This is a genomic window from Mammaliicoccus sp. K-M42, assembly GCF_022386375.1.
Taxonomy (GTDB): Bacteria; Bacillota; Bacilli; order Staphylococcales; family Staphylococcaceae; genus Mammaliicoccus; species Mammaliicoccus fleurettii.
Map to the genome: position 1 here is coordinate 1 of NZ_JAJNIS010000007.1, position 16,012 is coordinate 16,012.

Genomic DNA, 16,012 nt, shown 5'->3' on the forward strand with positions numbered 1-16,012 from the left:
TACGAATTTACTCACGCTCGTGGTGCATCCTCATATCATCCTAAATTAATGTTAAAGATTATACTCTATTCATATACACAATCTGTTTTCTTTGGAAGAAGAATTGAAAGACTTCGATTAACTTGTGACTTAATCTACAACTTGGCAAAACTCTTCGATTAACTAGTGACTTAATCTACAATTTAGATAAACTCTTAGATTAACTTCCTAATTAATCTACAACTTGTTCAAACTCTTCGATTAACTAGTGACTTAATCTACAACTCAGCCGAACTCTTCGATTAACTCCTAACTTAATCTACATCTTATTTCATTTTTTTAAAATTATTTATGTGCCATTCTCTTTTAGTCATAGGACATTTATGTCTAAGCCTTTAACTTTTTAATTGTAAAAATAATAAAAGCGATAAGCTTCAGGAGGCTTATCGCTTTAGGGTGTGTAACCCCATCCGTTCCATTTCATAATCATATATAAAGACTTCTTACAGTTAATAATAAATTGCATGATGTTTTTTCAAATATGAAGTACATTTATTACAACTTATCATCTGTTTATAGTATAAAGTCATCAGTATAGATTATCAACGTAAATTCAAAAAAAAGATACGTCAAATTTACACTTAATTTAGTTGTAAATAGAGTCTTGTAAGTAGCAGTAGTATAACATTTATAAAAAATATCAGAAATTTCAAAAATCAATGTTTTATTTATGATATACTATTTCTAATTTAGTTATGGGAGGATAATTTATGAGCCAAACAAAACAAAAAACGTCTATTGTTAATAAATTTCTGAATTTAATAGAAAAAGCAGGTAATAGATTACCTGATCCAAGTATTCTTTTCTTCTTTTTATGTGCTGGATTAATTTTTCTTTCATGGTTTATTTCATTATTTAATATCAAAGTAGAGAATCCAGGAACAGGGAAGACTGTAGAAGTAACAAGTCTCATTTCTAGAGAAGGGTTTGGGAAAATTATTAGCGAGTCTATAACAAATTTTTCTGAATTTCCAGCATTAGGCTTAGTATTAGCGGTAATGATAGGAATAGGTGTTGCTGAGAAGTCAGGGTATTTTGATAAGTTAATGGTTCAAGTCGTACTAAAAGCACCTAGAAAAATCATTGTTCCTATTATTATATTTGTAGGCATTATAGGTAATGCTGCAGGAGACGCTGCACCAGTGGTTTTACCACCTTTAACAGCACTAGTATTTATAAAGTTAGGTTACCATCCAATAGCTGGACTTGCCATGGCATACGCCTCAGCACTTGGGGCATTTGCAGCGAATTTAACTTTAGGAATGAGTGATGCATTAGTATATGCATTTACTAAACCTGCAGCTGAATTAATTGATAAAGATATTAATTTAAATGTGGCGATGAACTGGTACTTTATTGCAGCTTCAACAATTGTTTTACTTCCTGCAATTTATTATGTAAGTATGAAAATTGTTATTCCAAGACTCGGTACATATCATCCAAATGATGATTCAAATGAGGATGAATCAAATAATGAAATTACTACAAAAGAAAGAAAGGCTTTAAAATTTGCTAATATCAGTTTTCTAATTGTGATAGGAGTATTACTAGCTTTATCTATACCTGAGAATGGATGGTTAAGAAATTCTGATACTGGTAGTTTAATTGAAAAATCTCCTTTAATGGATGGCGTAGGAATTGTTATTCTTGTTGTATTTTTTGTTCCAGGATTTGTTTATGGCATTGTTTCAGGAAAAATTGGAAACACTAAAGATTTAGGTAAAATGTTATCTGACTCAATGTCGACTATGGGAAGCTTCATTGTAATTGTCTTCTTTGCTGCACAATTACTTGCTTACTTGGAGTGGAGTAACTTAGGTATTGTTATATCGGTAAAAGGAGCTGAATTACTACAAGGTCAGAATGGCGTTGTATTAATTATCGGATTTATTATATTGAGTAGTTTAATTAATTTATTAATTGGCAGTGCTTCCGCCAAATGGGCAATATTAGCACCCATTTTTATACCGATGTTTATGTTGTTGGGGTACCATCCAGCATTCACTCAGATGGTATATCGAATAGGGGATTCTATTACTAATCCAATAACACCTATGATGCCATACCTACCATTATTACTTTCATATGCTCAAAAATATGATAAAAACATGAAATTAGGAACGCTAATCTCTAGTTTGATGCCTTATTCAATTGTCTTGGCAATTGTTTGGCCGATATTTATGATTATTTGGTACTTATTAGGTATACCTTTTGGACCAGGTGGAGATATTTACTTTAATAAATAAGATTATTACAAAAGAATTAAATGCTAGATATAATAATTCTATTTAATGTATATTTGTATGATGAGTATTCCATAAAATACTGTCGGTATGGTACAATCTTCATTGGTACATCTGTATCATTTGAAATGAAAAATAAGCATTATATAATATATAACAACAAATAGAAAAGGATGATTGAATGTCTCCGTTAATGTTAAAGCCTGTCTTTAAAGAACGCATATGGGGCGGTAGAAATTTAGAAAAAATGGGATATAACCTTCCAGACGGACAAATTGGTGAATGTTGGGGAATATCTGCGCATCAGAATGGGCCAAATGTAATTGCGAATGGTTTGTATGAAGGTAAAACTTTGGACCAAGTTTGGTCAGAACACCCAGAGCTTTTCGGAAATCCTTCTGAAGAAAAGTTTCCATTACTTACTAAAATTTTAGATGCTAATGATAAATTGTCAGTTCAAGTACATCCTGATGATACATATGCCTCAGAACATGAAAATGGTGAGTTTGGAAAGACTGAATGCTGGTATATCATTGATGCAAAAGAAGATGCAGAAATCATATATGGTACATATGCTAATACAAAGCAACAATTAGAAGAATTTATAAAGAATGAGGATTGGAATCATCTATTTAAACGTGTCAAAGTTGAAACAGGGGATTTCTTTTATGTTCCAAGTGGCACTGTACATGCTATAGGAAGCGGAATCATGATTTTGGAAACACAACAAAATTCTGATACAACATATAGAATTTATGACTATGATCGCATTGGTCAAGATGGTGAAAAAAGAGAACTTCATTTAGATAAGAGTATTGACGTTATTACAGTAGGATCTCAAAGTCCGAATGTACCGCCTAAAAAAATCGATGATGAAGAACAAAAAGGCATATTACTAGTGGAAAGCGAATTCTTTACAGTTGCTAAATGGCAAATTAACGGGACATTCAATTTTAGAAAACCAAGAGATTATTGCTTAGTTAGTGTCATTGAAGGTAATGGAGAAATTATTACAGATGGAAATGTGTTTGAAGTTGTTAAAGGTGATCATTTAATTTTGACTGCTGATGACTTAGATAATCATATTAACGGACAATTAGAAGTTATCGTTAGCTATGTTTAGAATGGAGAAATTAAAATGAAGAAATTTTTATATTTATCATTAGCTTGTGCTGTTATAGCAGGACTTGGATTATTCTTTGGATTGCCAAAATATCCTACTCCAGTAATACCATTTATTATTGCTTTAATAGGCTTAATCTTAGCTATCTCTACAGTTAAAGATAAAGAGATTTCAGCTGGTCTAAAGTTAGGAGGCATCCTAGTAAATTTGATGCCAACTTTAGCAGGACTATCATTAATTCTTTAAATTAATAGGAAAAAAGCAGTTGGCAAAATGTAAATTTGTCAGCTGCTTTTGTATGAATGTGTTTAAATTGAGCTATTTATTATAAGTGTTATATCTTATTTAATTTTTAAATTATTAATCTTTAAAAGTAATATACTATTATAGGGTTAATGGAAATGAAATATAACTGTAATACAAACTGTTGATATTAAAGTGTATAATTAGAAAGAATTAATACAATATAAAAAATGAAACAAGACGGGGGTAAGTTATTTTGAAGAAAAAGACAATAGCGGCATTTGTTGGTGCTTCTGTAGCGGTAGCAGTATCTTCACAGCAGGCTGAGGCAGCAACTTATAAAGTTAAAAGTGGAGATTCTTTGTGGCTTATTGCTGACAAACATAATACTTCAATTTCGAAAATTAAAAGTTTAAATAAATTAAGCTCAAATATTATTTTCCCAAATCAAGTATTACAAGTACCTGGGTCATCAAGTACATCGAATTCTAACACTGGATCTACTTCAACTACATCAACGACATATTATACAGTCAAATCGGGAGATTCATTATCTGCTATTGCAGGCAAATATGGTACATCATACCAAAAGATTATGTCATTAAATGGAATGAGAAATACTATTATTTATCCAGGACAAAGAATTAAAGTTAATGGAACAGCAACTTCTGGAAGTGGTTCGAATAATAGTGGATCGTCAAATACTTCAGGTAGCACATCTACTTATACAGTTAAATCAGGAGATTCATTATCTGCTATTGCAGCTAGATATGGCACTTCATACCAAAAGATTATGTCTTTAAATGGATTATCAAACTTCATTATTTATCCAGGACAAAAATTAAAAGTAAGTGGTACAGCATCAAACTCAGGTGGTAACACAACTTCTAATAATAACAGTGGTTATGTGCCACCAACGTTTAGCCATCAAAATTTGTATGACTGGGGTCAATGTACTTGGCATGTCTTTAACCGTCGTAAAGCTATTGGTAAACCAATTAGTACTTACTGGTGGAATGCTAATAACTGGGCAAGTGCTGCAGCAAAAGATGGTTATAGAGTAAATCGTACACCTGCTGTAGGATCAATCTTACAATCATCTGCTGGATATTACGGTCATGTATCATTTGTTGAGCGTTTAAATTCAAATGGTAGCATTCAAGTTTCAGAAATGAACTTTGCATCATCACCAGGTATAACAACTTATAGAACAATACCTGCTTCACAAGTATCTAGCTATAATTTTATACATTAAATACTCAAAACTGGGACACTTTGATGTCTCAGTTTTTATTTGAGTAAACATAGACATGAGTGTGAATGTCTTATACAATGTTAATATTAATATGTTGTTAAAAAAGTAAATACAAAGTGCGTTTTTTCATAGAAAATAAAATCATGACATCATAACAATTTTGATTATGACAATCGATAATTATTGATATTAAGGAGTATACATATGTCTGAAGAAAGAAACTACTTTTGGTTAAATTGTGGATATAATAGATGGAATCATACAGAACCATTAGAAGGTCAAATAGCAGTATTTGAATCAGGAGCAAGCTTTAATCCTAATCAAGGATATCATGCTTTTAAAACTGCAAAACCTGGAGATAAAGTAATTTACTATCAAGTTCAAAATCAAGTAGGATTGTTAGGATTTGGAGAAATTGTTCATGTTCAATCAGGTGGCAATCAAAAGGTTAGCATCCACTTTAAATTTGAACAATCTTTAACGATGTTATCTATCGAGTATTTAAAGAGAAGTGAACAATTAGAACTAAGAATTAAACAAATTACAGATCAATTGTTTAATCGTATTTCTAAAGAAGAGTTCGAACTAATTATTGGGTTAGGACAAGGTGCTATTAAGATTCCTAGATATTTCCTATTATCTGAAGAAATCCAATTTGAAGAAAATGAAACTTATACAATATTTACGCATACTGTAAATGGAATTAAAAGAAATGGTTACATCTATTACACTCAGCTAGAAATAGGTGATCAGATTGTATTCTTAAATAGAAATGCTAATCACTCAATAATTGGAATAGGTGAAGTATCTGATAGTATACATAAATTACCACCACAGCCAGGTAGAACAGATTCTACATGTATTACAGTTAAGTATCATAAAGATATTAATCCTGTAAGTGTTGGAGATTTAAATAAACATCAAGCCTTAAAAAAATTATACTTCTTACAAGAAAATTCCAAACAATCAATTGCGAATTTAACTAAAGCACAATATGATGCAATGATAGATATGAGCAATGGGACGTATGAACAAAGTTCAAATCAACAGTACGAAATGTCAGTACCACGTGAGCAAGAAAATGAACATAAAAAAGATAAGCCTATTATTCTTATGCTTTGTGATAATAAAGAAGATGGTTTGAAAAAAGCTAAACATTATGTTGAGCGTGAACTTGCTAAAGGTATTTATACTGTAGGACACCCAGATTTTACAGAAGAAATGTTATATGGAAGATACTTGCCAAACGAAAGTGGTGCATTGTATTACAGAGAAGGATTCATCACAGGTCATATTACAAGTTCTGAAAGAGAATGGCTCGTTATTGACCAGTTTGAAAGAATAGATCCAGAAATATTCCAATTATTCTTAAATGTGTTAGATGGTAATGAAATGACAATACCTAGATATAATCACGAAGGAAAAATGGTGAAATGGAGTTTAGAAAAAGACTCATTCTATCATCATAATCCAAAGTGGCGAATGATAGGATTGTGCTACGGTTCAATAGAAGATATTAAAGAACAATATTCACATCAATTTTTAAAACATTGTAGAGTATTACATGTAGGTTAATAAGTATGAAGAGCTATGGATATAAATCCTAAATCAAAATAAATAAGCATATCACTAAACTGATTTTTTAAAGTTTACAGTGATATGCTTATTTTTTTATCTTACGATTTTGTACGTGCATGCTTGCCTAGGGGTATGGCTCGAGCCTGTAGTCTCTCACACATACTATTCCCTCAGGCGTCAGCACTTACAAAATCGTTGGAATATCTATTTTTATATAATCTTGCGATTTTGTACGTGCATGCTTGCCTAGGGGTATGGTTCGAGCCTGTAGTCTCTCACTCATACTTTTCCCTCAGGCGTCAGCACTTACAAAATCGTTGGAATATCTATTTTTATTCAAAAAATGAACACTCCTTATCAGCAATTTTTATAGAACTTGCTTATACTGTATCTCTTATTAGCAATTTTGGTAGATCCTGCTTATAACGCACCTCATATCAGCAATTTTGGTAGAACCTGCTTATAACGCATCTCTTATCAGCAATTTTGGTAGAACCTGCTGATACTGTATCTTTTATCAGCAATTTTGGTAGAACCTGCTTATACTGTATCTCATATCAGCAATTTTGGTAGAAGCTGCTGATACTGTATCTCATATCAGCAATTTTGGTAGAACTTGCTTATAACGCACCTCTTATCAGCAATTTTGCTGAAATTTGCTGATACTACACCACTCCATTTATTTAATATTTATCAATTTGGGTTTATTATTTACCGAATATTCTGTAAGATAAGAATATGATTACGTAAATTTTTATCAATAAAATAGCGAAGGGGTCATTTTATGGAGAAAATCGTAGCATTTTCTGATTGGTTATGGGGGTATCCAATCGTAACACTTTTATTATTATCTAGTTTATTTTTAACGTTATATTTAGGCTTTATTCAATTTAGACATTTCGGATATATGATGAAACAAACGTTTGGAAGTATTAACAAAGAGCCAAAGGGTGAGGGAACAATCACACCAAGACAAGCTTTAACATCTGCATTGTCTTCTACGGTTGGTGCAGCGAATATTGTCGGTGTTCCTACTGCTATTATGATGGGTGGTCCTGGTGCTGTATTTTGGATGATGGTTATTGCATTTTTAGGTATGGCTTTAAAATATAGTGAAAACGTATTAGGTATTCATTATCGTGAAAAGAATGATAAGGGAGAATATGTAGGTGGACCAACTCATTACATGAAAAAAGGTTTCAAAAATAAAAAAGTTGGACTCATATTCTCTTTCGTATTCGCATTTGCTTTAATGATCGAACTTATTCCAAGTATTATGGTACAAGGGAATTCAGCAGCAAGTGCGGTTGAAGATACATTCAATATTGATATGGGTATTACTGGTATATTTTTAGCTGTAGTAGCAGCAATGGTTGTATTCGGAGGTATTAAGCGTATTGCAACATTTACAGAAATGATAGTACCTATAATGGTTGGATTATACTGTATTATGGGCTTCATTATCATTATCATTAATATTCAACATGTACCGAGCGTTATCGCATTAGTAGTTGAAAAAGCATTTAATCCTGATGCTGCTTTAGGTGGTAGTTTTGGTGCAGCACTTGCAACTACTGTTCGTTGGGGCTTTGCTAGAGGTATTTACTCTAATGAAGCAGGTTTAGGTACTTCACCAATTGCACATGCAGCTGCAAAAACAGACCATCCTGTAAGACAAGCGTTCTGGAGTGTAAGTGAGATCGTTGTAGATACTTTAATTATTTGTAGTACAACTGCATTTGTTGTACTTGTTACAGACGTATGGAAAGATGACGATGCGAAAGGACAATCTGCTGCGTTAACTGCAAGAGCGTTTAATAGTGCTTTTGGTACTTTTGGAAGTTGGATAGTTTCTATTTCAATGGTATTCTTCGTCTTCTCAACAATAATAGTTGTTATATATTATGGATCTAGAATGGCAGAATACTTATTTGGACTAACAGCTGGATTCATAATGAAAATCATTTATGTATTATCAATTGCACTTGGGGCATTTGGTGCAGGTACACAATTATGGAACTTATTAGATATTGCTTTAGCATGTATACTAATTCCAAATATAATTGCAGTTGTCATATTAGCTCCTAAAGTAAAAGAGTTAACTAAAGAATTCTTTACAGGTAAGGAATTTTATTTGAAAGATAAAAAAGGTAAATAGTATGATTCATTTAATTTAATACAGTAAAAAGATTATAACCAAAAGTGTTATAATCTTTTTTTATTTTAACAATAAACGTTCATATATAGAATTTGTGAGTAACTCATAACGGTTGGCAAATTGACCACTAAAAAATACATAAAATGTCAAATATTTTATTAAATTCCATATTGATGTTATTTAATTTTGTGTTAAAATTATTTTAAGATAATTTAATTAACTATTAATTAGGAGGTCCAGACTATGAAGACTCAATCTTATTCAGAGGCAATCACAGCATGTTCCGAATTCTTTGACTACCAAAATAAAATTGATAATATCTTTTTAGTTATTGAACAGAAGTATGGTCTAAAGAAACACGAATTTTTCTTCTTAATGAAGTTGAATGAAGTGGAAGAGGTACATCTTAAAGATGCAATCGAAAAAGGTTATATAAAACAAAATAAATCGGCTCGTGCTATAAAGAGACTATTTGAGAAAAAATATATATTAAAAAATCGATTAAAATCTGATGAAAGAGCTGTTATAATACGTTTTAATGATGAATATAAAGAAGAGTTTAATATAATAATGAAAGAAGTATTGTTAATGCTTAAAGAAGATTAATAATGATGTACATACATGGACCTATAAATTTATTGTAGGTCCATGTAAATATAGTGTTGAATAAATAAAAATAAAATAATTCAATTGGGAATGTAAGCGCTTTAATTATCAAGGAGGTTTCTCGATGGAAAATGAGTCTTTATCTAAGAATAATATAAGTTTCATTTGGGCAGTTGTTCCTTTTTTGTTTATGATTATTAGTATGTTGTTTACAGTAGTTGTATTAGAACAAGCACCACATATTCCACTTATGATAGGTACTGCAATAGCAGCAATCGTAGCTTTTTATCATGGCTTTAGTTGGAAAGAAATAGAAGAAATGATGTATAAAGGTATAAGATTAGCTTTACCTGCTATTGTCATTATAATTTTAGTAGGATTAATTATCGGAGCATGGATAGGTGGGGGTATAGTAGCCACAATGATTTATTATGGCTTAAAATTAATAACACCTTCTTTATTTTTAGTAACGATAACTGTTATATGTGCAATTGTTTCATTAGCAATAGGTAGTAGTTGGTCAACAATGGCAACAGTAGGTGTAGCTGGAATGGGTATAGGTTTGAGTATGGATATACCTGCTGGCATGATAGCTGGTGCTATTATTTCAGGATCTTACTTTGGCGATAAAATGAGTCCTCTATCAGACACTACAAACTTAGCAGCTGGTTTAACGGGTACAGATTTATTTGAGCATATAAAACATATGTTTTATACAACCGTACCTGCAGTAATCATTTCATTAATTGTATTTTTTATTTTAGGACAACAATTTTCAGTTTCTAATATGGATCAAGGAAAAATTGATGGTATTAACTCTGAAATGTTAGATAACTTCACGATTTCACCTTGGCTATTAATAGTGCCAGTTATCGTTATAATTTTAGTTGCATTAAAAGTACCAGCAATTCCTGCACTTGTAGTAGGTATTATATTAGGTTTCTTATCACAAATCTTTATACAAGGTGGAAGTCTTCATGATAGTGTTCAAACACTACAGACAGGGTATGTACTCGATTCTAAAAATGATTTAGTAAAAGAATTATTTAATAGAGGTGGATTAGAATCCATGTTCTATACCATTTCGATGACGATTGTTGCAATGACATTCGGAGGTATTCTTGAATATTCAGGTATGTTGAAATCGATTATCACGCAAATATTGAAAGTAGCCAAAGGAACTGGCGGTCTTATTGCATCAGTTATTGTTTCGTGTATAGGAACAAATGCTTCATGTTCAGAACAATACATATCGATTGTAGTTCCATCAAGAATGTATATCAAAACATTCTTAGATAGAAGATTACATCCTAAAAACTTATCTAGAGCATTAGAAGATGGTGGTACTGTCACTTCGGTATTCTTCTTATGGAATACATGTGGTGTATTTATCGCACAAACATTGAATGTAAATGTATTAGAATATGGTTTGTATGCAGTGTTCAATTATACAGTTCCAGTTATATCGATAATATTTGGATACATAGGATTTAAGGTCATTTCTATTAACGAAGAAGAATATAAAGAATTTAGTAAAGCTACATAAATAGAAACCGAGACGATACAATTCGTCTCGGTTTTATTTGTAATAATGTAGTGTTACTTTTAAAGAAATAGATATAGGAGTGAATGATATGGCTATTGTTTATTATGATGGTGATTGTGGATATTGTAACAGAGCGGTTATGTGGTTAATTGGTCATAAGATTTCTTCTAGATTTCAGTTTGCTCAATTAGAAGGAGAATATGGAAAGAATTTAGCTAATGTAAGACCAGATTTGAAAAATATAGATTCTATTGTAGTTGTGGATGGTAAAGATGTATATATTAAATCAGATGCAGTTATACATTTATTAAAAAATATTAAAAATTATCAATTACTTGGATGGTCGTTAAAATTTGTTCCGAGATTTATTAGAAATGCAGGATATGACTTATTTGCTAAAATTCGACATAGTTTACAATTTAAAAATGAATGTAAGTTGCCAACAATTGAAGAAAGAAAATATTTTTTAGATTGATATTGCATAAATAATTAGAGCGTGGTATCCTTTTGTGTAAACGGTTACACAAAAGGAAGTTGAAGTATGGCAACAATTAAACAAGTTGCTCAATATGCAGGAGTATCGGTTGCAACTGTATCTAGAGCATTAAACAAAAGTGGTTATGTTAAAAAAGAAACTCAAGATAAAATTGATAAAGCAATTCAAGATTTAAATTATAGTCCAAATGAAACAGCAAGGACATTATACAAACGCAAGTCTAAAATGATTGGTTTGTTACTTCCTGATATTAGTAATCCATTTTTTACAGTAGTTGCAAGAGGTGTTGAAGACGAAGCAATGGCTAAGGGCTATCATATTATTTTAGGCAATGGTGATAGTAATGATGAGAAAGAGCTTGCGTACTTAAACACTTTTAATGTACATAATTGTAGTGGCATTATAGCATCACAACTTTCAAGCAAGGAAACATTTGATTCTTTTAAATCTTATAATATGCCATTTGTATTATTAGATCGTGTATATGAAGATCACGAATTTGTAGAAACGAACCATCTTAAAGGCGGACAGCTTCAAGCTGAAGTGATAATTAAAGGAAAAGCTAAATCAGTTCTCATTTTAGAACAAAATTTAAATTATAAATCATTTAGAGAAAGATTTAATGGAGCTAAATCAGTATTGGATCACGCTAAAGTAAATTACATATCTGCAAATGAGCTAGAACTATCTGACGATGAATTAATTAATATGATTAAAGAATATAGTATAGATAGTATAATTTGTAGTAATGATGTTGGTGCATTTAAAGTAATGAGCATACTGTATAACTATAATTACAATGTACCAAATGATATACAAGTTGTAGGTTATGACGATATACCTTTATCAATTACGTATTCGCCAAGTTTAACTACGATACATCAACCTGCATATTTAATTGGTAAAAAGGCATGTCAGCAATTGATAAAGCAATTAGAAGGTAAAAAAAGAGAACATCATCAAGTATTAGATGTAACTTTAGTAGAAAGACAATCAACAAGGAGAGATTAATATGAAGAAGATAACAGTAATTGGTAGTATGTCTATAGATTTAGTCGTTTCAGCTTCTAAAAGACCAGGTAAAGGTGAAACAATCTTAGGAGACGATTTCTTTACAACACCAGGAGGAAAAGGCGCTAATCAAGCAGTTGCAGCAGCAAGATTAGGTGAAAAAGTACAAATGGTAGGTAGAATTGGTGAAGATGATTTTGGTAAAGAAATATATGGAAATTTAAAAAATAATCATGTTATTGTGGATGGTGTGGAACCCGTTACACATGTTCCATCTGGTACTGCACATATTACTTTATCAGAGCAAGACAATAGTATTATAGTTGTTCCTTCAGCAAATAATGAAGTAACGCCTGATTTTGTAAAGAAACATTTAGAAGCTTTAACTGAAGGAGATATTGTATTGCTACAACAAGAGATACCGAGTGAAACGGTTGAATATGTCGTAGAATTTTGTTCAGAAAATGGTTTAGTTTCAATATTAAATCCAGCCCCTTATAGAGAAATCAATAAATCGATTATCGAAAAAGTTGATTATTTAACTCCAAATGAAACAGAAAGTGATGAAATGTTCAAAGGTGATTTAGATGATGCACTTTCAGCTTATCCTATGAAATTGATTGTAACTTTAGGTGATAAAGGTGCTGTTTATCATAATGGTAAAGAAAAAGTTCAAGTAGATGGATTTAAACGTGATGTAAAAGATACAACAGGTGCTGGCGATACATTTAACGGTGCGTTTGCTGTTGCATTACAGAAAGAATACAACTTAGAAAAAGCTTTAGCGTTTGCTAATTTAGCAGCAAGTTATTCAGTTACGGGCATGGGTGCTCAAGGTGGAATGCCAACGTTAGAAGATATTAAAGGAGAATGGAATGTATAAAACAGGGATATTAAACAGCGAAATATCAAAAGTATTAAGTGATCTTGGACATACTGATCGAATTGTAATAGCAGATTGTGGATTACCTATACCAAAAGGCGTACGTAAAATAGATTTAGCACTGTCTTTTGGTGTACCAAGTTTTGAAAGCGTTTACGAACTGGTATTAGAACATATGGCAGTACAAAAAATGATTTTTGCAGAAGAAATTAAATCTGATAATCCAGAGCTTTTAAAAAAAGTTAATCAAAGTGATGTAGAAAAAGAATATATATCACATGAGAAGTTTAAAGAAATGACACGAAATACAGTTGCTATTATTCGAACAGGAGAAGCAACACCATTTGCAAATGTCATTTTAGAAAGTGATGTTTTATTTTAAAGGAGGGGTTCTATGTTAGAAATGGCTGGAATACATAAAGCGTTTGGCCAAAATAAAGTATTAACTGGTGTAGACTTTAATCTTAAAGAAGCTTCTGTCCATGCACTTATGGGAGAAAATGGTGCTGGAAAATCTACATTGATGAAAATTCTTGTAGGTATTCATGCAAAAGATAAAGGTGAAATTAAATTTCAAAATAAGAACGTAGAATATAAAGATGCGCAAATGTCAGAAGATGCAGGTATTACATTTATTCACCAAGAGCTAAATATTTGGCCAGAATTAACTGTACTTGAAAACTTATTTATCGGTAAGGAAATGAAAAATAAGTTTGGCATTTTAAATGAGAAAAAGATGAAAAAAGAAGCTTTAAAAGTATTTGAAAAATTGAATTTCAACATTTCATTAAAGAAAGTTGCTGGCAAATGTTCTATTGGTGAACAACAAATGATTGAAATTGCTAAAGCTTTAATGACAAATGCAAAAATAATTATCATGGATGAACCAACAGCCGCCTTGACGGATAAAGAAATCACACAATTATTTAAACTCATTAAGACACTACAAAAGCAAGGTGTTTCATTTGTATATATTTCTCATAGAATGGCAGAAATATTTGAGATTTCAGATGAAATAACAGTGATGAGAGATGGTAAAACCGTATTGTATAAAGAGACTAAAGATACAAATTATGATGAAATTGTTAAGTCAATGGTGGGCAGAGATTTAACTGAACAATTTCCAAAAAGAACTGTGACACCAGGTGAAACTGTTATGGAAGTGAAGTCACTCAGTAATGATGTACAAGGTATTAAAGATATATCGTTTTCATTGAAACAAGGTGAAATACTTGGGTTTAGTGGTTTAATGGGTGCTGGAAGAACAGAAATTATGAGAAGTCTATTCGGAATAGATAAAGGCCATAAAGATATTGAAATTAAAGGCAAATCCGTTTCCATAAAAACACCGGAAGATGCAATGAAACACGGTTTAGGTTTAATTACAGAAAATAGAAAAGACGAAGGATTAATTCTAGATTTCTCAATTGAACATAATATGGTATTACCGTCATTGAAAAGTTTTTCAAATAAAGGCTTTATTAAAGAGCAATCAACACATGTATTTGCAGACCAAATTAGTAAAAGACTAAATATTAAGACTGATCGCAAAGCACTTGTTTCATCACTTTCAGGTGGTAATCAACAAAAAGTCGTGTTAGCAAAATGGATTGGCACAGGAGCTCAAATATTGATTTTAGATGAACCGACTAGAGGTATTGATGTTGGTGCGAAAAGAGAAATTTATCAACTGATGAATGAATTAACTGAACGTGGTGTTTCAATTATTATGATATCTTCAGAACTTCCTGAAGTAATCGGTATGAGTGATCGCGTGATTGTTGTTCAAGAGGGTAGCATTAAAGGTGAAGTTGAACACGAATATATTACAGAAGAAAATATTATGACGTTAGCTACAGGAGGGGAATTACATGCAACAAATCACAGCTAAGACATCTTTTGTCGAAAAAATCATTCCATTTATAGGACTTATCTTATTAATAGTAGTAATTAGTATTATGAACTCAGCATTTTTAGATTTATCTAACCTATTGAACTTATTACGACAAGTTTCTATTAACGGGTTAATAGCATTTGGTATGACATTTGTTATTCTAACTGGTGGAATTGACTTATCTGTCGGTTCTATACTTGCTTTATCAAGTGCTTTCACAGCCATTTTAATTACAAGCGGTTTAGATCCAATAGTTGCACTCATAGTTGGGGTGCTAGGTGGATTCTTATTAGGTGTATTTAATGGAATATTAGTAACATTCGGTAGCATGGCACCATTTATTGCAACACTTGCTACTATGACTATATTTAGAGGCTTAACGCTCGTTGTAACAGATGGTAATCCAATAACAAGTTTAGGCGACAGTTATATGTTCCAACTGTTTGGTAAAGGTTACTTTTTCGGAATTCCAGTACCAGCAGTCACAATGATCATTGTATTTATCGTATTAGCAATTATTTTACAAAAGACAACATTCGGTAGACATACATATGCTATCGGGGGGAATGAAGTAGCTTCAAAAATTTCTGGTATTAAAGTAAATAGAGTGAAAATTTTAATCTATGGTATTTCAGGTTTAATGTCAGCATTAGCTGGTGCAATTTTAACTTCACGTTTAAATTCAGCTCAACCAACTGCAGGTACATCATACGAATTAGATGCTATTGCTGCAGTGGTATTAGGCGGAACTTCTTTAACTGGAGGTAAAGGTCGTATCGTAGGAACACTAATTGGTGTGCTTATTATTGGTGTACTTAATAATGGATTAAATTTACTAGGTGTATCATCGTTCTATCAACAAGTTGTAAAAGGTATTGTTATTTTAATAGCAGTCTTAATCGATAGAAAAAAATAATCAATTAAAGTGAGGAGAAAC

The 16,012-nt window shown here is 31.6% G+C and carries 14 protein-coding genes and 1 pseudogene; all 15 read left to right on the forward strand.

The genetic code is table 11. The features are described from left to right. Positions 1 to 114 (forward strand): annotated as a pseudogene (locus LQ668_RS12475) (transposase); the annotation flags it as partial. Between the two features lie 635 nt (positions 115 to 749). Then, positions 750 to 2,285, forward strand: coding sequence for an AbgT family transporter (locus LQ668_RS05745; protein ID WP_078356914.1), 1,536 nt, complete (start codon positions 750 to 752; stop codon positions 2,283 to 2,285). Between the two features lie 178 nt (positions 2,286 to 2,463). After that, the gene (gene manA / locus LQ668_RS05750) at positions 2,464 to 3,405 is read left to right on the forward strand and encodes a mannose-6-phosphate isomerase, class I (protein WP_078356913.1); all 942 of its coding nucleotides are present in this window, start codon (positions 2,464 to 2,466) and stop codon (positions 3,403 to 3,405) included. A 15-nt stretch (positions 3,406 to 3,420) separates the two neighbouring features. Beyond that, positions 3,421 to 3,651, forward strand: coding sequence for a hypothetical protein (locus LQ668_RS05755; RefSeq protein WP_078356912.1), 231 nt, complete (start codon positions 3,421 to 3,423; stop codon positions 3,649 to 3,651). Between the two features lie 253 nt (positions 3,652 to 3,904). Continuing rightward, positions 3,905 to 4,903: a LysM peptidoglycan-binding domain-containing protein gene (locus LQ668_RS05760; protein ID WP_078356911.1), complete on the forward strand. Its 999-nt coding sequence runs from the start codon at positions 3,905 to 3,907 to the stop codon at positions 4,901 to 4,903. A gap of 204 nt (positions 4,904 to 5,107) precedes the next feature. Continuing rightward, positions 5,108 to 6,478, forward strand: a complete 1,371-nt coding sequence (locus LQ668_RS05765) for an EVE domain-containing protein (protein WP_078356910.1) — start codon at positions 5,108 to 5,110, stop codon at positions 6,476 to 6,478. 787 nt (positions 6,479 to 7,265) lie between these two features. After that, positions 7,266 to 8,639, forward strand: a complete 1,374-nt coding sequence (locus tag LQ668_RS05770) for an alanine/glycine:cation symporter family protein (protein ID WP_078356909.1) — start codon at positions 7,266 to 7,268, stop codon at positions 8,637 to 8,639. Between the two features lie 243 nt (positions 8,640 to 8,882). Continuing rightward, a complete protein-coding gene (locus LQ668_RS05775; protein ID WP_078356908.1) occupies positions 8,883 to 9,245 on the forward strand; it encodes a transcriptional regulator, SarA/Rot family in 363 nt (120 codons plus the stop codon). A gap of 124 nt (positions 9,246 to 9,369) precedes the next feature. Then, positions 9,370 to 10,791 (forward strand): Na+/H+ antiporter NhaC, encoded by a 1,422-nt coding sequence (nhaC, locus tag LQ668_RS05780; RefSeq protein WP_078356907.1) that lies wholly within the window; start codon positions 9,370 to 9,372, stop codon positions 10,789 to 10,791. Between the two features lie 88 nt (positions 10,792 to 10,879). Further along, complete coding sequence (locus LQ668_RS05785) at positions 10,880 to 11,266, forward strand: thiol-disulfide oxidoreductase DCC family protein (protein WP_078356906.1); 387 nt, start codon at positions 10,880 to 10,882, stop codon at positions 11,264 to 11,266. A gap of 66 nt (positions 11,267 to 11,332) precedes the next feature. Beyond that, entirely contained in the window at positions 11,333 to 12,298 is a 966-nt protein-coding gene (locus LQ668_RS05790) for a LacI family DNA-binding transcriptional regulator (RefSeq protein WP_078356905.1), read from the forward strand. A 1-nt stretch (position 12,299) separates the two neighbouring features. Next, positions 12,300 to 13,181: a ribokinase gene (rbsK, locus tag LQ668_RS05795; RefSeq protein WP_078356904.1), complete on the forward strand. Its 882-nt coding sequence runs from the start codon at positions 12,300 to 12,302 to the stop codon at positions 13,179 to 13,181. Beyond that, positions 13,174 to 13,563, forward strand: a complete 390-nt coding sequence (gene rbsD / locus LQ668_RS05800) for a D-ribose pyranase (RefSeq protein WP_078356903.1) — start codon at positions 13,174 to 13,176, stop codon at positions 13,561 to 13,563. Before rbsK ends, rbsD begins: the two co-directional genes overlap by 8 nt. Positions 13,564 to 13,575: 12 nt before the next feature. Then, a complete protein-coding gene (locus LQ668_RS05805) occupies positions 13,576 to 15,072 on the forward strand; it encodes a sugar ABC transporter ATP-binding protein (RefSeq protein ID WP_078356902.1) in 1,497 nt (498 codons plus the stop codon). Next, positions 15,053 to 15,991, forward strand: coding sequence for an ABC transporter permease (locus LQ668_RS05810; protein WP_078356901.1), 939 nt, complete (start codon positions 15,053 to 15,055; stop codon positions 15,989 to 15,991). Before LQ668_RS05805 ends, LQ668_RS05810 begins: the two co-directional genes overlap by 20 nt. Positions 15,992 to 16,012 lie beyond the last annotated feature (21 nt).